Genomic DNA, 19,035 nt, shown 5'->3' with positions numbered 1-19,035 from the left:
CCGGCCCTCAGCCCTGTGGCCCGCTGGCCGCGGGCTGTGTCCCAAATGCCATGCGCTCCCGCCGCTCCAGGTCCTTCTCCACGCGCGCGTCCTCGTAACCGGCCGCGCGCAGGAGCTCCAGGACGGCGGGGCCCTGCGTCTCCCCCATCTCCAATGCAAGGAGGCCGCCAGGCTCCAACCACTTCCGGGCCTCGCTCACCACCCGCTTGAGGGCGACCAGTCCGTCCGGCCCTCCGTCCAGCGCCAGCTTGGGCTCGCGGCGGACCTCGGCCGACAGGCCCGCGATTTCATGCGTGGCGATGTAGGGCGGGTTGGAGACGATGACGTGGAAGCGCGCGTCCGGGGGCAGGGGGGAGAACAGGTCTCCCTGCAGCACCGTCACCCGGTCGGAGACCTTGAGTGTCTCCGCGTTCTCCCGCGCCAGGGCGCAGGCATCGGGAGACAGGTCCGTGGCCGTCACGGCCAGCTGGGGCCGCTCGGCCGCGAGGCTGATGGCGATGCAGCCGGAGCCCGTGCACACGTCCAGGGCGCGCGCGGGGGCGTCCTTGGGCAGCACGCGCAGGGCGGCTTCCACGAGCAGCTCCGTCTCCGGCCGGGGGATGAGGACGCGGGCGTCCACCTTGTAGGCGCGGTTGTAGAACTCGCGCGTGCCCGTGAGGTACTGCGTCGGCTCGCCCGACAGGCGCCGCTCGATGAGGGCTCGGAAGGAGGACAGCTCCTCCTTGGAGAGCGGGCGGTCCAGGTCCACGTACAGCCGGACGCGGCCCGTCTTGAGCACATGCGACAGGAGGATCTCCGCCGTGAGGCGGGGGGCATCCACCTGACGCTTCTCGAAGTGCTGCGTCGTCCAGGTGAGGACCCTGCGGATGGTCCAGGTCTCGCTGCTCATGCTTCCGGCTGGGACCTGGGACCGCCGCCCGTCTGCGCCTTGAGGGCTTCGGCCTGGTAGAAGGTGCGGCAGGCGGTGATGATGTCCTCGATGTCGCCCGTCATCACGGCTGGCAGGTTGTGGACCGTCAGGCCGATGCGGTGGTCCGTCAGCCGGTCCTGCGGGAAGTTGTAGGTGCGGATCTTCTCGCTGCGGTCGCCCGTGCCCACCTGCGAGCGGCGCGTCGAGTCTCGCTCGGAGCGGATGCGCTCCTGCTCGATTTCGTAGATCTTCGCGCGGAGCATGCGAAGCGCCATGTTGTAGTTCTTGAGCTGGCTCTTCTCCTGCTGGCACTTCACGACGATGCCCGTGGGACGGTGCGTCAGGCGCACCGCGGAGTCCGTCGTGTTGACGCTCTGTCCGCCGGAGCCCGTGGAGCGCATCGCCTGGCGGTCGATGTCCGCCTCGTTGATCTTCACATCCACCTCTTCCGCCTCCGGCATGACGGCCACGGTGATGGTGGAGGTGTGGATGCGGCCCTGCGTCTCCGTGGCGGGCACGCGCTGCACGCGGTGCACGCCGGATTCGTACTTGAGGTTGCTGAAGACGGCATCGCCCGACAGCGTGACGGTGGCGTCCTTCACCCCGCCCGCGTTGCCGGGGCTCATGTCGATGATGTCCGACTTCCACCCCCGCGTGTCCGCGTAGCGGAGGTACATCTGCATGACCTCCTCGGCGAACAGCGCGGCCTCGTCGCCGCCCGCGCCCGCGCGAATCTCCAGGATGACGTTCTTGTCGTCATTGGGGTCCTTGGGCAGGAGCAGGACCTTGAGCTGACTCTCGAGCGTGTCGCGCTGTTCCTTCAGGCCGGGCAGGGCCTCGCGGGCGTAGCTCTTCTCGTCCGGGCCGCCGCTCTCCAGCCAGGCCTCCACTTCCTTGAGGTCGGCGAGCACCTGGCGGTACGTGCGGAACGTCTCCACCAGCTTCTCGATGCCCGCGCGTTCCTTGGAGACCTTCTGGAGCCTCGCCGAGTCGGCGAGTACGTCGGGGTTCGACAGGTCCGCGGTGAGTCGCTCGAACCGGCGCTCGACGTCTTCGAGTTTGTCAATCATCGTCGTTCCGGGGGTATTGCCCCTTTGTCCGGCTGCTGGCAAGGGCGGACGGAGTCAAGAAATTCCTTGGCCGCTCGGGCGGTAGCATGAAAGAAGGGCCGCCCTCACCGCCGACGTTTTGTGTCCAGGCGGTCGGTCTCACATCACCACACGGAGTCCTTCCACATGCCCGCCCAGAAGGGAAATCGTTCCAAGAAGAAGGTCGCCAACCGCGCGAAGGGTCGGAAGGCCCAGCTCAAGCGCCGCCGTACCCGCGCCAAGCGGGGCCAGTCCAACAACAAGGTCTGACGCGCCGCTTACTCCCTCCCTCCAGTCGAGGGGGAGGGAGCCGGTCGGGCCCACGGCTCCAGCTCGGGGAGCATACGCTCCATCGTCGCGGAGCTGTTGACCAGCAGTCGAAACACCTCCTCGGCCGCCTCCCCGGTGACGGGCACGGGCTGGAAGGGGAGCTCCGGAAAACGGTCCGTGCGCAGCGGGAACACCTCACTGGAGAGGTAACCCCCCGGACCGAAACGGCCCTTCCACAGGGCTCCCCGCTTGTCGCGCGGGTTCCAGTTCCCCCCAAAGACGAAGTTGCCCAGCGAGTAGACGACGGGCGCCCCCCGGTGCAGCTCCATCGCCTGGAGCACGTGGGGGTGGCTGCCGAGCACGCCCGCGGCGCCCGCGTCGATGGCCGCATGGGCCAGCCGGACTTGATAGGGCTCCGGGACGTAGGTGCCCTCGCGGCCCCAGTGGAAGAAGGGCAACACGACGTCGGCCTGGTGCTTCGCGGCGAGGATGTCCTCACGCAGCATCCGCTCCATGACGTCCACGTCGGAGAAGTGGCCGGCGACCCCTGGCGTCGTCTCGGTGGCGTAGACCTCCGGGGGCTCGATGTTCCGCTCGCCCAGGAAGAAGTATCCCAGGAGCGCCACGCGCACGCCGCCCACGGTGATGACGGCGGGCCTGCGCGCCTCGGCGAGGTTCCGGCCGGCCCCGAAGTAGGGGATTCGCGCGGCCTCCAGCGTCACCAGGGTGTCCACCAGCCCCTGGGCGCCGTAGTCCATGAGGTGATTGTTGGCCAGGCTCACCACGTCCACCCCGCCGGCCAGGAGGGCGCCCACCAGCTCCGGCCTCGCGCGGAAGTTGAAGTTCTTGGCCAGCTTCTCGCCGCCCTCGGTGAAGGGGCACTCCAGGTTGACGATGAAGGCGTCGGAGGCGTCGCCCAGCGCCCGCACCTCCTTGAAGCCGTAGGCGAGCAGCTCCTCCCGGGAGCGGCCCTTGGCCACCTGCTCGTCGAACCACTTCTGGTGGTTGTGGCCCAGCGTCACGTCGCCGCCCACCAGGAGGGTGATGGGGCGGACGGGCGCGCCGGCGTCCAGGGGGAGGGGGACGGCGGCGGGCGTGCCAGCGTCCTCCGGGGCCGCCTGGGCCTGCGCCGAGGGGGTGGGGGCGGGGGCGTCCGTCACCGCGGCGGGGCGTGGATGACAGGCGGAGAACAGCAACAGCAGGTAGGCGGCGTGGCGCATGGGCGGAGGGAAACTCTACCTTGCACCCGCGTTTGCGCGGCGCGTAGATTGCCCGGCGCTCTCATGGCCCGGGAAAAGGACAACATCGCGCTCTCCGACGAGCACAACACTCGTGGAATCGAGCTGGCGGATAGAGGTTGGCTGGACGAGGCCATCAAGGAGTTCAAGAAGGCCATCGACCTGGACCCGAGCTCGGCCCACGCGCACGACAACCTGGCCACCGTCTACGCGGAGAAGAAGCTCTTCCGCGAGGCGCTCGGCGAGTATCTCACCGCCTTGAAGCTGGAGCCGGAGAGCGCCACGGCGCACTACAACCTGGCCTGCTTCCTCTCCACCCACGCCGGGGAGATGGCGGTGGAGGAGTACAAGGAAGCCATCGAGTTGGATCCGGAGTATCCGGACGCGCACCTCAACCTGGGCCTCACGTACGCGGACCAGGGGCGGGTGGAGGAGGCCATGCGCGAGCTCCAGGCGGCCATCGAGCTGGACCCGCAGGACGCGTTCCCCCGGCACGAGCTGGCGGCGCTGATGATGGACGAGGGCGACTACCGCTCCGCCATCACGCTGCTCAAGGAAGTGGTGCGGCTGGAGGCGGAGAACTTCGAGGCGCAGCTGGACCTGGGCATCTGCTACGCGCAGAAGGGCTTCTACGCGGAGGCCGAGCGGGCCTATGAGCGCGCCCGCGCCCTCAACGCGGAAGACCTGCTGCTCAACTACAACCTGTCCGCGCTGTATGCCCTCTGGGGCCGACCGAAGGACGCGGTGCAGTACCTGAAGGCGGCGCTCACGGCGGACCGGCAGAAGGTGATGGGGTGGCTGTCGACGGACCCCATGTTCGACGCCCTCAAGGGCGACGCCGACTTCGAAGCGCTGTTCTGAGCCATGGGAATGGAATGGGTGTTCCTGGGGCTGGCGATCCTCCTGGTCTTCGCCAACGGGTTCTTCGTGGCGACCGAGTTCGCCATCGTGAAGATTCGCGCCACGCGTCTCCAGTCGCTGGTGGACGAAGGCCAGCCGGGCGCGGCCCAGGCGCTGCGCATGGTGGAGAAGCTGGACGCGTACCTCTCCGCCACGCAGTTCGGAATCACGCTGGCCTCGCTGGGGCTGGGCTGGCTGGGTGAGCCCGCCTTCGCCAAGCTGCTGGAGCCCGTGCTGACGAAGCTGGTGCCCGAGGGTGGCAGCACGACGCTGGCTCACACCGCGTCGGTCGTCATCGGCTTCAGCATCATCACCTTCCTGCACATCGTGCTGGGGGAGCTGGCGCCCAAGAGCCTGGCGATTCAGCGCGCCGAGGCGACGACGCTCGCGGTGGCGCTGCCGATGCGGGCGTTCTACTTCCTCTTCTACCCGGCCATCGTCCTGCTCAACGGGCTGGCGGCGTGGGTGCTGCGCGTCTTCGGCCTCCAGTCGGTGGGAGAGGCGCACGAGGCCCACAGCGAAGACGAGCTGCGCGTCATCCTGCACAGCTCCGCGCAGGCGGGGGCCATCACCACGGCGCGCGCGGAGCTCCTGGAGCGCGCGCTGGAGATGGCGCAGAAGACGGCGCGCCAGGTGATGGTGCCTCGCAACCAGGTGAAGTTCCTGGACGTGGAGGAGCCGCTGGAGAAGTGCATCTCGGACGCGCGCGCGGCGGGCCACACGTGGCTGCCGGTGTGCCGCGGCAACCTGGACGAGGTGGAAGGCGTGGTGAACGCCAAGGACCTCTTCTTCCTCCTGTCCCGAGGCGAGCTGCGCAGCCTGGCGCAGGTGCAGCGTCCGGTGCTCTTCATCCCGGAGAACGCGACGCTGGAGCAGCTGCTCGCGGAGTTCCGCCGCCGTCGCCGTCAGACGGCGCTGGTGGTGGATGAGCACGGCGGGACGTCGGGCCTCGTCACCATCGCGGACGTGGTGGCGGAGGTCGTCGGCGATGTGGCCGAGCTGGGGCGTCGGGTGGAGGAGGTTCGCTCGCTTCCCGGGGGACGCTTCGAGCTGCCCGGCACCGCGCAGCTGGATGACCTGGAGGAGCGGCTCGACGTCAACTTCGACCTCGATGAGGACGAAGAGGGCGAGGTGACGACGATTGCCGGCTACCTGATGACGCGGCTGGGGCGGGTTCCCGAGAAGGGCGACTCGCTGAAGCTCGACATGTGGCGCATCCAGGTGGAGGAGGTCGACGGACCCCGCGTCGTGCGGGTGACGGTGGAGCCTCAGTCCCGCGCCGCGCCGCGCTCGCCCACGGAGGCGCCCGCGGCGTCGCCAGGCGACCCTGCTCAGGGCGCGGCGGGGACCGGAGACGTGCCGCCCGCGTCCTCCTCCGGCGGCGAGTCCTCCGGAGCCTGAGCCCGCCAGGGGCTCACGGCTCGGCGGGAGGCTTCTTGTCGGCCGCGGCGGCCTTCTTGAGGGGCCGCTTCGCCTTCGTGCTGGCCTTGGCCTGAGCGGGGCGCGGACGCTCCACCTGGAGCAGTTCCAGGCCCGTGCCGTCGGCTGTCGTCAGCTTGACGATTCCGACGCCGGGCGCGAGCCAGACGGTGGTCTCCATGGAGCGGCCCTCGGCGCCTGGACGCGTGGCCCTGGCGGTGACGACGTTGCGCACCTTGAGCGCCTTGAAGGTCCCCGCGGCCACAGTGACGTCCTCTTCGCCCTCGACGGTGGCCGCCTTGTCGAACGTGGTGGAGATGGTGGGCCGGAGTCCGCCCGTCTTGCTCGCCGGAGGCCGCAGCTTGACGGAGAGGCTGTTCTTCCACGTGCCGCCGGGAACCAGGCTCGCCGGCGCGGGCACCGCCACGCCCTCGGAGCTCACCACCTGCACTTCCATGCCGGACGCCGACAGGAGCGCGCCCTCCAGGCCGCCCAGGCCCAGGCTCATGCCTTCGGCGCTACAGGTTGCTTCAGTCTCGCCCTGCCGGTCCTTGAGCTTCACCAGGAGCTTGCCGCGCAGCCCCTCGGGCGTCGGCGTCACCCCGTGGGTGCTCATCACGAACGTGGAGGAGGTGCCCGCCCGGTAGGTCAGCGTCAGCCCTTCCTCGAGGGGAAAGTAGGGGTTGGGACAGGCCGCCGGCGCCTCCACCGCCTGCGTGTCAGACCGGGGTGCTACCTCCGGCGTAGGGGACGCTCCCATGAGGAGCATCACGGCAAGAAAGGGCTGGAACGTAGGCAACCTCCGGAAAAGTCAATGGGAAGGTAGGGTGGGGTGGCCAGGGTGCAAGTCCGGGAGCGGACCTTCCTTGGTTGGCCAGGCCCGCCAAAAGGGCAAGCAGCCGAACGTATGGCCACGCGAGGCATGGTCACGCTTGATCGCCTGGGAACCGGCTGGTAGTCCTCCAGAAATCGTTCCGAGGCCGATTTTTCGGCCTCGCGCTCACTTTTCACTCGTACCTCGCGCGTCCCCCAGGAGCCCGCTGGCATGCGTATCAAGCGGTTGGACATCACAGGCTTCAAGTCCTTCATGGAGCGGAGCGTCTTCACCTTCGATGAAGGGGTGACAGGCATCGTCGGCCCCAACGGCTGTGGCAAGTCGAACGTCGTCGACGCCATCCGTTGGGTGATGGGCGAGCAGAGCGCGAAGAACCTCCGTGGCCGTGGCATGGAGGACGTCATCTTCAACGGCTCGGAGAACAAGCCGCCCCTGTCCATGGCGGAGGTGTCGCTCACCTTCCTCGTGGATGACACGGACCAGCTGGCGCCCCAGTACCAGGGCTTCGCTGAAATCACCGTGACGCGGCGCCTGTTCCGCAACGGCGACTCCGAGTACCTCATCAACAAGACGCAGTGCCGTCTGCTCGACATCACCGAGCTGTTCCTCGGCACGGGCGTGGGCACCAAGGCCTACTCCATCATCGAGCAGGGCCGCGTGGGCCTCATCGTCTCCAGCAAGCCGGAGGACCGGCGCCACCTGCTGGAGGAGGCCGCGGGCGTCACCAAGTACAAGGCGCGCCGCAAGGCCGCCGAGCGCAAGATGGAGGCCACCGAGGCCAACCTCCTGCGCGTCACGGACATCACCACCGAGCTGGAGAAGCGGCTCGACGCGCTGTCTCGCCAGGCGAAGAAGGCGGAGAAGTACAAGAAGCTCAAGGCGCGCATGCGGGACATCGACCTGCACGCGGCCAGCCACCGCCACCTGGAGCTCCTCGCGGAGAAGCAGGTCCTCCAGTCGCGCCTGGCCAACCTGGGCACGGAGGAGCGCGACAGCCTGGACCGCGTGAAGGAGCTGGAGGAGGGCATCACGCGGCGCCGCGCGGAGCTGGAAGCGGAGGCCGCCGCCCTCCAGACGCTGGCCGCGGAGGTCCACGCGAAGGAGAGCGCGCTGCAGCGCGACTCGCAGGACCTGGCCTATGGCCGCCGCGACCATGACGAGACGAACGCCCGCGTGACGCAGGCCCGGACGGACCTGGATGGCCTCCTGGCGAAGCAGGCGGAGATGTCCGACGCCATGGCCGCGCGCGAGGCGGAGCTGTCTGGCATCGCCGGCTCGTGGAAGGAAGACGAGGTGTCGATGCAGGTGGCGCAGGAGGAGCTGCGCCGTGTCACCCAGCTCCAGACGGAGGTGGCCCTGCGGCTGGAGCAGGAGCGCGCGGGCCTGGTGGCCGTCGCCGCGCGTCTGGCCAACCACGAGAGCAACCTGGTCAACCTGGCCCGCCAGCGCGCTGACTTGGAGACTCGCCGCGCCAAGCTCCAGGCGGAGCTGGAGAGCCTGCGCGCGCAGGAGACGCAGCTCGAGTCGGTGCGTGGCGACGTGGCCCGACGGGTGGAGGACACCCGGCACCTGGCCGCGGAGCTCGCCGAGCGCAAGGGGCAGGAAGAGGACGCCCTCACCCGGACCCGCGCGGCCTTCACGGAGAACGAAATCCAGGTCATCGCGCTTCGCGAGGAGCTGAGCGACAAGCGCAGCCGCCTCTCGTCGCTCGAGGACATCCAGAAGAACTACGACGGGTTCGACCGGGGCGTGCGCGCCGTCATGGTGCGCGCGGGCACGGTGGCCCGGGAGCAGGGCATCTTCGGCCTCGTGGCGGATGTGCTCACCGTCACGCCGCGCTACGAGCGCGCCGTGGAGGCGGCCCTGGGCGAGCGGCTCCAGCACGTCATCGTGGAGAGCCGCGACAAGGGCCTGGAGCTGGTTGACTACCTCAAGGGCCACGCGGAAGGCCGCGGCAGCTTCCTGCCCGTGCCCTCGCTGGAGCTGCTGCCTCCGGTGCTGGAGCCCGACTTCGAGCGCCCGGGCGTGCTGGCCCACGCGCTGCGCGAGGTGACGCACGAGGAGGCCCTGGCGCCGGTGGTGCGCCTGCTGCTGGGCGACGTCATCATCGTCCAGGACGTGGCGGCGGCGCGGGCCTATGCGGAAGCCGGTGGCCCGGTGTGCACGCTCGTCACGCAGGACGGCGAGGTGTTCCGCGCGGACGGGACGATCGTCGGCGGTGAGCGCGAGGGCGCGGCGGTGGGCGCGCTGCAGAAGAAGCGCGAAATCGCGGAGCTGGCGACCGAGGTCGCCCGGGTGGAGGAGCGCTACAACGAAATCCTCACCCGGCACTACACGCTGCAGAAGCAGATGGGCCACACGGAGGGCGTCCTCAAGGGGCTGGCGAAGAACCAGCACACCGAGGAGGTGAACCTCGCCAGCCAGGAGAAGGACCTGCACAAGGCGGGCGAGGACCTCGCGCGCGTGCGCGAGCGGCTGCGCGCCCAGGAGCAGGAGGAGGCCCAGCTGGCGCAGAGCCAGTCGGCGCTCGGCCACGAGGAGGAGGCGAGCCGCGGCGAGGTGGCCCACGGCCAGACGGACCGCGAGGGCCGCGAGGAGCGCGTCAAGCAGCTGGCCTCCGAGCAGGAGTCGCTGCGCCAGCGCGCGGAGATGGCCAACGCGGACCTGACGGGTCTGCGCATCAAGGTCGCCGCCGGCAGCGAGCGCGGCGAGTCGGCGCGCAAGGAGCTGGACAGCCTCGTGACGCAGCGCCGGGACATGGAGACGCGCGTGGCGCGCCTCCAGGCGACGCTGGCCGAGGGTGGCACGCGCACCGAGGAGCTGGCGAAGCGCATCGCGGAGACGGAGGCCGGGCTCTCCGAGCGCGTGGAGGAGCATCGCGTCGCCGTGGAGGGCCTGGAGGCCCGTCGCTCGGCGCACACCGTGGCCTCCGTGGAGGTGCGTGAGCAGGACACCCAGTTCCGCGAGCTGCGCGGCCGGGTGGAGGAGCTGATGCAGGGCCTGTCACAGATTTCGCTGCGCGAGCGCGAGATTGCCCTGGAGCTGGAGCACCTGTCCGCGGGCATCCGGGAGCGGCACCAGGTGGACCTGGCGCTGGAGCTGCACAACTACCACCTGCTCCCGTCGCTGACGCCGGAGACGGAGGCGGAGCTGAAGGACCTGCGCGGGCAGGTGGAGAAGATGGGGGAGATCAACCTCACCGCCATCGACGAGCACGCGGAGCTGGCCAAGCGCTTCGACTTCCTCACGGCGCAGAAGACGGACCTGCTGTCCTCCATGGAGCAGCTCAAGGAGGCCATCCAGCGCATCGACGCCACCAGCCGCGAGCGCTTCAAGCAGACCTTCGACGTGGTGAACGAGAAGTTCCAGGCCATCTTCCCCCGCCTGTTCGGCGGAGGTCGCGCCAGCCTCGTGCTCACCAGCGACGGCCCCAACGGCGAGCCGGGCGTGGAGATTGTCGCCCAGCCGCCGGGCAAGAAGCTCCAGAGCGTCAACCTGCTCTCCGGTGGCGAGAAGGCCCTCACCGCCGTGGGCCTCATCTTCGGCATCTTCCTCATCAAGCCCACGCCCTTCTGCCTCCTGGACGAGGTCGACGCGCCGCTGGATGAGGGCAACGTGGGCCGCTACAACGACATGGTGAAGGAGATGAGCCGCCAGTCGCAGTTCATCCTCATCACGCACAACAAGCGGACCATGGAGGTCTCCAACACCCTCTACGGCGTCACCATGGAGGAGCCGGGTATCTCCAAGCTCGTCAGCGTGCGCATCCGCGAGGCCACCGCGGCCAACGACGACAAGATGTCCGCGTAAGTCGCCCCCGGGCTCGACCCGGGACGCCTTGGCCGTACAGGGCGCCCCGGGAGCTTCGGCTCGGGAGACACAGAGGCTGGAAACACAGAAGGCGCGGGCCCCGTTCTTCCGGGCTCCCGCGCCTTCGTGCGTTTCACGCCAGGGGCGTGGTGACGGCTACTTCTTCTTCTTCGGCCCGTAGTTGACCTTCGGGCAGATGCCGGGGGCCGCCTGGGCCTCCGCGTTGGCCTTGGTCAGGTCCTGCTGCGTGGTCTCCAGGGACGCCTTGCCGGCGGTCTCCACCGGAGTCCAGCCCTCGGCGTCGGTGGCCTTCAGTTCCTGCACCAGCGTCAGGGACGCCTGGTCCACGGACTGCTGCGCCTCCAGCGCCTTCACCACGCCCTGCGAGGCGTCGACGTAGGCCTTGCACTTGCTGACCATCTCATCCAGCAGGCCGGAGTTCTTCGTCGAGTTGAACTTCTTCACGACGTTGTCGTACGCGAGCGCGGTGTCCATGCGCGCGCCCAGGGCGATGGCGGCGGCGGCGGCGCGCTGGTTGCGGATGAGCTCGAGCTGGAAGAAGCGCAGGTTGGCGGGAAGCGTGGTCGCCGTCTCGCTGCCAGCGGAGTTGAAGTGCACGAAGCGGTGCGGGTACGTCAGCTTGTCGGACGCGGCGTTGGCCGGAACGGCGGCGAGCTTCGTCTTCAAGCACGCGGCGACCTGGTCACCCTCGGTGCTGCCGGAGGGGTCGAACGCCACCTCGGAGACAGGCTGGCCCTTGGTCAGCGTCACGCGCGCGGTGAGCACCGGCGGCGCGGAGTCCTTGAAGTTGGCGTAGCAGTCGCACCAGCCCGGCTGCGCCAGGCGGATGGCGCCGGAGTAGTCGGAGCCCTCGTTCATGCCGAACTTGACGCTCGCGCTGGTGGTCGTCTCGTGCTCGAACGTGGCCGTGGCCTCCACCGGCTGGGCGCCCTTGCTCATCAGCGGCGGCTTGACCAGCTTGTCCACCGCGGCCTGGATGCAGGCCTGGCCGGTGGGGCTGAGGTTCTCACCCGTGACGGCGTGCGTGGCGCTCGTGTCCGTCACGCTGGTCTTCACCGTCACCACCGTCTTCTCGGCGGTGCCACGGCTCTTGGGGTCCACCAGGCACTCCATGACCTCCGGACGCGTGGTGAGGATGGCGCCCACCAGCACGGCCTGGTTGGCGGGGGGCAGGGCGAGGTCGCGGGGGAAGCAGGTGGCCACGTCGAAGGCGGGCTGGTTGCCAATGCGCACGCGCTCCTCTTTGGGCTGCGGCTTGCCGTTCGGCGCGGCCGTTTCAGCGGGCTTCTGCTGACCGGCGCAAGCAGCGGTGAAGACGATGGAGGCTACGGCGAGACGACGCAACATGCGGGTGTTCTCCCTGGGGTAGGACTGCGAGGGGGCACTCACTTCTCCAGGCCCTCGGCGTTCTTGAGGTCCTTGAGACGAAGCCCGTTCTTCTTGAGCAGGCGGTAGAGACTCTGCATGGACAGCCCGGTGCGCTGCTCGGCGGCCTTCATGTCGAAGCCCACCGTGCGCATCACCTCGGCGAAGTAGAGGCGCTCGAAGTCGGCCAGCACGCGGTCCTTGGCCTCGTGGTACGGCATGCCGGTGACGAGCGTGGCCACGTGGTTGCCGGGAGGCTGGCCCTCCGGACGGCGCGACGGCTGGGCGAGGAAGTCCAGCCAGCTGGTGTTGCCCGTCTCCTCCATCAGCGCGCCGCGCTCCAGCACGTTGCGCAGCTCGCGCACGTTGCCCGGCCAGTCGTAGCCCTCGAAGAGGGCCAGCGTCTGCGGCGTGAGCGTGACGCTGGCGCGCAGCGTCTGGGACAGGGCCTGCGCCAGCGAGGGCAGGTCCTCGCGGCGCGTGCGCAAGGGCGGCAGGCGCACCCGCGCGACCGCCAGGCGGAAGTACAGGTCGGCGCGGAAGCGGCCCTGGCGCACGTCCTCTTCCAGGTTGCGGTGCGTGGAGGCGATGACGCGCACGTCCACCGGCACCGGCTGCCCATCCAGCGACGGCACCTCGCGCGCGTCCAGCACGCGCAGGAGCTTGCCCTGCACCATCAGCGGGAGCTCGCCCACTTCATCCAGGAAGAGCGTGCCACCGCGCGCGGCCTCGAAGACGCCGCGGGCTTCCTTGTCCTCCGCGTCGCTGGCGCGCAGGCCGCCGAACAGCTCGCGCTCCGCCTTCTCCTCGGAGATGAGGTTGCAGTCGACGACCTTGAAGGGGCCGTGTCGCCGCGCCGAATGCTGATGCACCGCGCGCGCCGCCAGCTCCTTGCCGGTGCCCGTCTCACCCTCGATGAGCAGGCTCATGTCCTCGCGGGCCACGCGGCGCAGCTCCGTGAAGACCCAGCGCATCTTCTCCGAGGAGCCCACCAGCGCGCCGAAGGACTCCGCCCCCGCGAGCTCCACCTCGGTGGGCTTGGCGGACACCTTCACCGCCAGCTTCGTCTTGCCCAGCTCCACCTTGTCGCCGCGCCCCAGGTACGCCTGGAGCACCTGACGCCCGTCGAGGAACGTCCCGTTGCGGCTGCCGGTGTCGCGCAGCAGGAGTCCGCGCGGCGTGCGCTCCACTTCCAGGTGGCGACGGCTCACCGTGGTGTCCGTCAACACCAGGTCGCTCGCGGGGTCGGAGCCCACCCGAACCAGGCCGTCCTGCGTCGTCACCTTCTTGCCCTTGTCGGGGCCGGAGACGACCTCCACGGTCCACTCGTGAATGGGGACGCGCGTGGTGCGGCCTTCCTCTTTGTCCGTCTGGGTGGTCTGGGTGACCTCGGGCCTGGGTTCCATCATGGGTCCTCTTTAGGTGCGAGGAGACCGGGCGGGCAAGCCCGTCGCACCGTCTGCGCGTGCCCCGCCGTCAGGGCAACATGCGTGGAAGAATCTTCCCAGAAGGCTGTTGCACGGGCGCCCTCTGTGGAATCGACGCCCCGAGCGGGATGGCTCGAGACTGGGGGTGGGGGAGGGCGAGCGGGCATGGCCCCAGGAACACCAGAAAAGCGTGTTCCCACGAGGCTTTCCAATGTCCACCACCACACGGTGTCCGCCGCGCGAACCCGGGCCGCGACGGGCCCGGGTGGAGGCCGTCCAACGGGCCGTGCGCTGCTGGTGGAAGTGGGAAGGGCCGCTCGCGACTCACGGCCCGGCATCCAAGACGAACACCCCGCGCGAATCCAGTGTCACGCGCGGGGTTTGCGTCAATACGTGGCGGGAGCGTCGCTGGCGGGGAAGGATTCCTTGGACCGCTCATCGACGCCGTCATCGGACGGGTTGCCACCGGACTTCACGCCCATGTTGGCGAAGGAGCGCTCCGCGGCGGCCTTCGCCGGGGCCTTGTCCGCGCGCCTGCGAGCACTCACCGGCGTGCGCAGGGCGGCCATGCGCGTACCGAGCAGGTTCTTCGCCCGCTCCGCCAGGTGGCGCTGCTCCTCACTCCAGTCGCGGAAGAACTGCGCGAGCTCCGGGTCTCCCGCGGCTTCTGCTTCCTGGATGAACCGCTCCGCCGCCGAGGCACCCTTGAGCAGGTGGTAGAGCGCGCTGATGACGCTCTGGTGGACGTCCCGGCGCTCCGCCTGCCTTGCTTCACCTGCCATTGCCGCCTCCCGAGAAAGGGTGGTGCTCCCTGGGGTGAAGCTATGCACCGCGGTGGCGGGCGGCCCCGGCCGGGCGTCCGCCCGCCTGCCCGCGGCGTCAGGCCTGGAGCAGGGTGTCCAGCTTGCCGTCCTTGTCGAGCTGGGCGAGGTCCGAGTAGCCGCCCACGTGCGTGTCGCCGATGAAGATTTGCGGCACCGTGCGCTGGCCTCCGCTCATCTCCACGAGCTTCGCTCGGGTGTCGTCGTCTCCAGTGACGTCCAGCTCCTGGAAGTCCACGCCCTTTCGCTTGAGCAGGTCCTTCGCGCGGACACAGAAACCACAGTAGTTCGTGGTGTAGATCTTCACGGGCTTCACGTTGATGCCTCCTTCATTCCCAACGTAAGGGCGTGGCCTTGCGCGCGCCACCAAGGGGCATGAAAGCACGACGGCCCCCGGTTCCCTGAAAGGAACCGGAGGCCGCCTGTGGAGCAGTCACCCCGGACGAGCCGGGGTGGGGGCGACTACATGCCCATGCCGCCCATGCCACCCATGCCGCCCATGCCACCGGCGCCGGCGGGCATGTCCTTCTCCTCCTTCGGACGCTCGGCCACCATCGCTTCGGTGGTGAGCATCAGGGAGGCCACGGACGCGCTGTTCTGCAGCGCGGTGCGGCTCACCTTGGCCGGGTCGATGACGCCGGCGGCCAGCAGGTCCTCGTAGGCGCCGGTGGCGGCGTTGAAGCCGTAGGCACCCGTGCCCTCCTTGACCTTGTTGACGACAACGCTGCCCTCGAGGCCGCCGTTGCCGACAATCTGACGCAGGGGCTCCTCGACGGCGCGGCGGATGATGTCCACGCCGAACTTCTCACCGTCGACGAACGTCTGGCCGTCCAGCGCCTTGAGGCACCGGATGTAGGCCACGCCGCCGCCAGGAACCACGCCCTCCTCGACGGCCGCGCGGGTCGCGTTGAGCGCGTCCTCCACGCGGGCCTTCTTCTCCTTCATCTCCGTCTCGGTGGCCGCGCCGACGTTGATGACGGCCACGCCGCCCACGAGCTTCGCCAGACGCTCCTGGAGCTTCTCGCGGTCGTAGTCGCTGGTGGTCTCCTCCACCTGGGCGCGGATCTGCTTCACGCGCGCGGAGATCTCCTGCTCGCTGCCCGCGCCGTCGACGACGGTGGTGTTGTCCTTGTCCACCGTGACGCGCTTGGCGCGGCCCAGGTCCTGGAGCGTCAGCGTGTCCAGCTTGATGCCCAGGTCCTCGGCGATCATCCGGCCGCCCGTCAGGGTGGCGATGTCCTCGAGGATGGCCTTGCGGCGGTCGCCGAAGCCCGGCGCCTTCACCGCGCACACGTTCAGCACGCCGCGGATCTTGTTGACGACCAGCGTGGCCAGGGCCTCGCCTTCAACTTCCTCGGCGATGATGAGCAGCGGCTTCCCCGCGCGCGCCACCTGCTCCAGGATGGGGAGCAGGTCCTTCATCGAGGAGATCTTCTTCTCGTGGATGAGGATGAGCGCGTCGTTCAGCACCGCCTCCATCCGCTCCGGGTCCGTCACGAAGTACGGGGAGAGGTAGCCGCGGTCGAACTGCATGCCCTCGACCACGTCCAGCGTGGTCTCCAGGCCCTTGGCCTCCTCCACCGTGATGACGCCCTCCTTGCCGACCTTCTCCATCGCGTCCGCGATGATCTGGCCGATGGTGGCATCGCCGTTGGCGGAGATGGTGCCGACCTGGGCAATCTCCTTCTTGTCCTTCGTCGGCTTCGCGAGCTTCTTCAGCTCGGCCACGATGACCGCGACGGCCTTGTCGATGCCGCGCTTGATGTCCATGGGGTTGTGACCGGCGGCCACCAGCTTCGCGCCCTCGCGGAAGATGGCCTGCGCCAGCACGGTCGCCGTGGTCGTCCCGTCACCGGCGACGTCGGAGGTCTTGGAGGCAACCTCCTTGACCATCTGCGCGCCCATGTTCTCGAACTTGTTCTCGAGCTCGATCTCCTTCGCCACCGTCACACCGTCCTTGGTGATGGTGGGGGAGCCGAAGCTCTTCTCGATGACGACGTTGCGGCCCTTGGGCCCCAGGGTCACCTTGACCGCGTCGGCCAGGATGTTGACGCCACGGAGGATGGCCTCGCGGGCGCGCACGTCGAAAAGTAGGTCCTTCGCCATGATGGAGATTCCTTAGAAAGGGGTGGGAGCGGATTACTTGTCGAGGATGCCGAGCACGTCCTCTTCACGGAGGATGAGGTGCTCCTCGCCGTCGAGCTTGATCTCGGTCCCGGCGTACTTGCTGAAGAGGATGGTGTCGCCAGCCTTGATGTCCATCGGACGCACGGAGCCGTTCTCCAGCACCTTGCCATTGCCGACGGCGACGACCTTGCCCTCGAGGGGCTTCTCCTTCGCCGTGTCCGGGATGAAGAGGCCGCCCTTGGTCTTGTTCTCCTCGGCGACCCGCTTGACGATGAGCCGATCCTGCAGGGGACGAATCTTCATGGTCTGCTCCTTGATGGGCGCCCACCGTCCGGGAACTCCGGCCGGCGCCATGGCGCCTCTGGGGTTGAAGATGGGCCGTGACGGCCCGCGGCATTAGCACTCGTACCTCACGAGTGCTAACGCCCAGTCGCGGCGGATAATAACCAGCGAAGTCGACCCGTCAAGCCACGCGGGCTGGGCGCACTCCGAGCTGCCAACTGCCCGGCATTGCTGTCCTTTTTCACTCGCAGCCCCGCCGTGACGCGTCTGCCGCCGGCGCGTGCCCTGGGCCTGGAAATTGGCACTCGCAAGGCACGAGTGCTAGCGCAAGTGCCCGGAATCATTGAGGGCCTGTTTTGCGACGCTCCGGACACATTGCTACCGTTCCGTCATCCCCGAAGGCCGAGGGATGGCCGGGTGGGTGGACGGGAGTGTCGATGAGTCAACTGGTGGCGTCCCTGTCTCTGAAGGAGTTCTTCAAGTCGCTCCTCGACGAAGTCACGGCGCGTCAGCGGGTGCGGCTGGAAGAGGTGACGGAGTTCTACCTGGTGAACCTGCTGGCGGAGTTCGCGAGCACGGACACCTTGTTCGACCGCCAGGAGGATGGGCGCCGTGCCCATGAGCCGCTGGCGGTGCTGTACCACCAGGCGCTGCAGCAGGAGCGGGAGGCTCGCATCCGCACGCTGCGGCGACTGGGAGACGTCTCGCTCTACACCGTCGGGTTCTTCTCCGGCGCGCTGGAGGGCGGGGTGGTGGGGCCCGACTACTACATCCAGATGGGCGGAACGGCGTACGGCCAGGTGGCGGAGCTGTCGCCTCGGGCGGGCTTCGCGGGCATGTACCGCGAGCTGCACGACAAGTTCCGCTCGGTGGTGGAGGTGCTGGAGGAGATTGCCGCGCGGGGCATGGTGAGCGCCGGGCCCAGCGGGGCGCTGAAGGTCTACGAGACGTGGGCGCGCACGGGCAGCGACCGGCTGGAGCGCGTGCTGGTGGACGCGGGAATGATGCCGCGGACCTCCAAGGGGCAGCTTCCCAACTGAGAGCGGGACGGAGGCGTGATGATTGGCCGCGTTCAGGACCACCTGGAGGCCATCTACGGCTTCACCTGTGAGGCTCGGGCGGAGGTCTTCGTGGTGGACACGGAGGCCGCCGTCCGGCTGGGTGCCACGGGGCGGAGCGACGAGGAGCTGCTGGTCCACGAGTCCGAGGACTCGCTGGAGCTGGCGCTGTACCTGTCGCCCGCGCTGCTCGACAGGCTCAAGCCCTACGAGTCCAGCCCACCCGGGCACCTGCTGGACGGGGAGCTCTCGGGCTACTGCCAGGTGGCGGAAGGGGTCAGCCACTTCCTCTACATGGCGCACACCGCGGCGCACGGGCGGACGGTGTCCCTGCTGGAGCTGGAGGCCCAGGCGGAGGTGGACAAGTTCGCGGTGTGCCTGCTGCACCGCTGGGGCGAGGACGTGGGCGCGTGGGCCCAGGTCCTGTTCACCCGGCTCTTCGAGCGGGTGTCCTACCGGGCGCGGCTCTCCTCCCAGGAGCGCTGGCGGTACCAGGAGGCCAACCGGCTCTCGCAGCGGTTCTGCTCGCGGCTGATGGGGCATGTCGCGAAGCGGCGGTTGGACCGGCTGCTCACGGACCTCCGGTATGCCTACCGGCTGGGGGCGGAGGCGAAGCTTCGCCACTTCGCCCACGGTGGTTGAGTCCCCGCGGCGCCTCGCTATCGGTTAGGGTAGGTGGGCATGCCACGTGAGGCGTCCGCAGGCGGGATTGTCATCCGGGAGAGTGACGGCACCTGGGAGGTGGTCGTCATCCGTCCCCATGGCCGTCCTCTGTGGGCACTGCCCAAGGGGCACGTGGACCCGGGCGAGACGCCGGAGCAGACGGCGAGCCGGGAGGTCCGCGAGGAGACGGGGCTCACCGCCGCGCTCATCGCGCCGCTGGGGGAGATTCGCTACGTCTACCAGTTCCGGGGACAGCGCATCTTCAAGCGCGTCCACTTCTTCCTCTTCCGCTACCAGGAGGGGGCACTGGGGCCGTTGCCGGGGCCGCGCGTGGAGGTGGACGAGGTGCGCTGGGTGCCGGTGGGACAGTTGGTGCCCCTGCTCGGCTACAAGGGAGAGAAGGCCGTGGCCGCGCGCGCCGTGAGGTGGATGCGTGCACAGGGCCTGCTTCCGGAGGCCCCTTCCCCGGCCGTGGGACCCGAGGGGAAGGGAACCTAGGACTTCGGTACCGCGGACTACTTGCGGGGCTCCTCGCCGGCGTACTTGCCGGAGAGCGCCTCGCGCACGTCGCGATCAAACTTCACGCGGCCGGTCGCCACCTCGCGCAGCGAGAGCACGGGGGGCTTGTTCTTGGACTGCTCGATGATGGGGCGGGCGCCGGCCATCAGCTGACGCGCGCGCTTCGCACCGAGCAGCACCAGCGCGAACCGGTTGTCGACGAGGGGGAGGCAGTCTTCGACTGTGACGCGAGCCATGGAACGTCCTTGGATTTCGGTGGGCGACGGAAACGGTGAAACCTAA

18 protein-coding genes are annotated in these 19,035 nt (G+C 69.0%); 7 read left to right on the top strand and 11 right to left on the bottom strand.

All coding sequences use genetic code 11. The features are described from left to right. Nucleotides 1–7: 7 nt before the first annotated feature. The gene (gene prmC, locus MYSTI_RS26740) at nt 8–889 is read right to left on the bottom strand and encodes a peptide chain release factor N(5)-glutamine methyltransferase (RefSeq protein WP_015350931.1); all 882 of its coding nucleotides are present in this window, start codon (nt 887–889) and stop codon (nt 8–10) included. Further along, nucleotides 886–1,980: a peptide chain release factor 1 gene (gene prfA / locus MYSTI_RS26735; RefSeq protein ID WP_015350930.1), complete on the bottom strand. Its 1,095-nt coding sequence runs from the start codon at nt 1,978–1,980 to the stop codon at nt 886–888. Before prfA ends, prmC begins: the two co-directional genes overlap by 4 nt. Nucleotides 1,981–2,145: 165 nt before the next feature. On the opposite strand from prfA, the gene MYSTI_RS45385 reads away from it, so the two are divergent. Continuing rightward, entirely contained in the window at nt 2,146–2,268 is a 123-nt protein-coding gene (locus tag MYSTI_RS45385) for a hypothetical protein (protein ID WP_015350929.1), read from the top strand. Nucleotides 2,269–2,276: 8 nt separating this feature from the next. Here the strand turns inward: MYSTI_RS45385 and MYSTI_RS26730 are convergent, their stop codons facing one another. Then, the gene (locus MYSTI_RS26730; RefSeq protein WP_015350928.1) at nt 2,277–3,488 is read right to left on the bottom strand and encodes a CapA family protein; all 1,212 of its coding nucleotides are present in this window, start codon (nt 3,486–3,488) and stop codon (nt 2,277–2,279) included. A 63-nt stretch (nt 3,489–3,551) separates the two neighbouring features. On the opposite strand from MYSTI_RS26730, the gene MYSTI_RS26725 reads away from it, so the two are divergent. Together MYSTI_RS26725 and MYSTI_RS26720 are read left to right on the top strand one after the other, a co-directional pair. Next, nucleotides 3,552–4,367 (top strand): tetratricopeptide repeat protein, encoded by an 816-nt coding sequence (locus MYSTI_RS26725; protein ID WP_015350927.1) that lies wholly within the window; start codon nt 3,552–3,554, stop codon nt 4,365–4,367. A 3-nt stretch (nt 4,368–4,370) separates the two neighbouring features. Beyond that, entirely contained in the window at nt 4,371–5,807 is a 1,437-nt protein-coding gene (locus tag MYSTI_RS26720; protein WP_144370155.1) for a hemolysin family protein, read from the top strand. Between the two features lie 13 nt (nt 5,808–5,820). Here the strand turns inward: MYSTI_RS26720 and MYSTI_RS26715 are convergent, their stop codons facing one another. Next, the gene (locus MYSTI_RS26715; RefSeq protein WP_144370154.1) at nt 5,821–6,585 is read right to left on the bottom strand and encodes a TapB family protein; all 765 of its coding nucleotides are present in this window, start codon (nt 6,583–6,585) and stop codon (nt 5,821–5,823) included. Nucleotides 6,586–6,870: 285 nt separating this feature from the next. Here MYSTI_RS26715 and smc point away from each other — a divergent pair, with 285 nt between their 5' ends. Next, entirely contained in the window at nt 6,871–10,470 is a 3,600-nt protein-coding gene (gene smc, locus MYSTI_RS26710; RefSeq protein WP_015350924.1) for a chromosome segregation protein SMC, read from the top strand. 156 nt (nt 10,471–10,626) lie between these two features. Here the strand turns inward: smc and MYSTI_RS26705 are convergent, their stop codons facing one another. The 6 genes from MYSTI_RS26705 to groES all read right to left on the bottom strand — a co-directional run bounded on the left by MYSTI_RS26705 (nt 10,627) and on the right by groES (nt 16,534). Then, nucleotides 10,627–11,838, bottom strand: a complete 1,212-nt coding sequence (locus MYSTI_RS26705; RefSeq protein WP_015350923.1) for a hypothetical protein — start codon at nt 11,836–11,838, stop codon at nt 10,627–10,629. A gap of 38 nt (nt 11,839–11,876) precedes the next feature. After that, on the bottom strand, nt 11,877–13,262 hold the full coding sequence (locus tag MYSTI_RS26700) for an FHA and sigma-54 interaction domain-containing protein (protein ID WP_015350922.1): 1,386 nt from the start codon (nt 13,260–13,262) through the stop codon (nt 11,877–11,879). Nucleotides 13,263–13,669: 407 nt separating this feature from the next. Further along, nucleotides 13,670–14,065, bottom strand: a complete 396-nt coding sequence (locus MYSTI_RS26695) for a hypothetical protein (protein WP_015350921.1) — start codon at nt 14,063–14,065, stop codon at nt 13,670–13,672. A 97-nt stretch (nt 14,066–14,162) separates the two neighbouring features. Further along, nucleotides 14,163–14,420 (bottom strand): glutaredoxin 3, encoded by a 258-nt coding sequence (grxC, locus tag MYSTI_RS26690; protein ID WP_015350920.1) that lies wholly within the window; start codon nt 14,418–14,420, stop codon nt 14,163–14,165. A 146-nt stretch (nt 14,421–14,566) separates the two neighbouring features. Further along, nucleotides 14,567–16,210, bottom strand: a complete 1,644-nt coding sequence (gene groL / locus MYSTI_RS26685; RefSeq protein WP_015350919.1) for a chaperonin GroEL — start codon at nt 16,208–16,210, stop codon at nt 14,567–14,569. 33 nt (nt 16,211–16,243) lie between these two features. Further along, on the bottom strand, nt 16,244–16,534 hold the full coding sequence (gene groES / locus MYSTI_RS26680) for a co-chaperone GroES (RefSeq protein WP_015350918.1): 291 nt from the start codon (nt 16,532–16,534) through the stop codon (nt 16,244–16,246). Nucleotides 16,535–16,950: 416 nt separating this feature from the next. Between groES and MYSTI_RS26675 the strand changes: the two genes are divergently transcribed. The 3 genes from MYSTI_RS26675 to MYSTI_RS26665 are packed head-to-tail and all read left to right on the top strand — an operon-like array spanning nt 16,951 to nt 18,732. Then, nucleotides 16,951–17,553: a hypothetical protein gene (locus tag MYSTI_RS26675; protein ID WP_015350917.1), complete on the top strand. Its 603-nt coding sequence runs from the start codon at nt 16,951–16,953 to the stop codon at nt 17,551–17,553. 18 nt (nt 17,554–17,571) lie between these two features. Then, complete coding sequence (locus MYSTI_RS26670) at nt 17,572–18,213, top strand: hypothetical protein (protein WP_015350916.1); 642 nt, start codon at nt 17,572–17,574, stop codon at nt 18,211–18,213. 39 nt (nt 18,214–18,252) lie between these two features. Next, on the top strand, nt 18,253–18,732 hold the full coding sequence (locus tag MYSTI_RS26665; protein WP_015350915.1) for an NUDIX hydrolase: 480 nt from the start codon (nt 18,253–18,255) through the stop codon (nt 18,730–18,732). 17 nt (nt 18,733–18,749) lie between these two features. Here MYSTI_RS26665 and rpoZ read toward each other — a convergent pair whose 3' ends face one another. Next, a complete protein-coding gene (gene rpoZ / locus MYSTI_RS26660; protein WP_015350914.1) occupies nt 18,750–18,989 on the bottom strand; it encodes a DNA-directed RNA polymerase subunit omega in 240 nt (79 codons plus the stop codon). Nucleotides 18,990–19,035: the final 46 nt, after the last annotated feature.

Source organism: Myxococcus stipitatus DSM 14675, from assembly GCF_000331735.1.
GTDB lineage: Bacteria > Myxococcota > Myxococcia > Myxococcales > Myxococcaceae > Myxococcus > Myxococcus stipitatus.
Note: the sequence above shows the minus strand (reverse complement) of the source record. Positions and strands in the feature narration are given on the sequence as shown.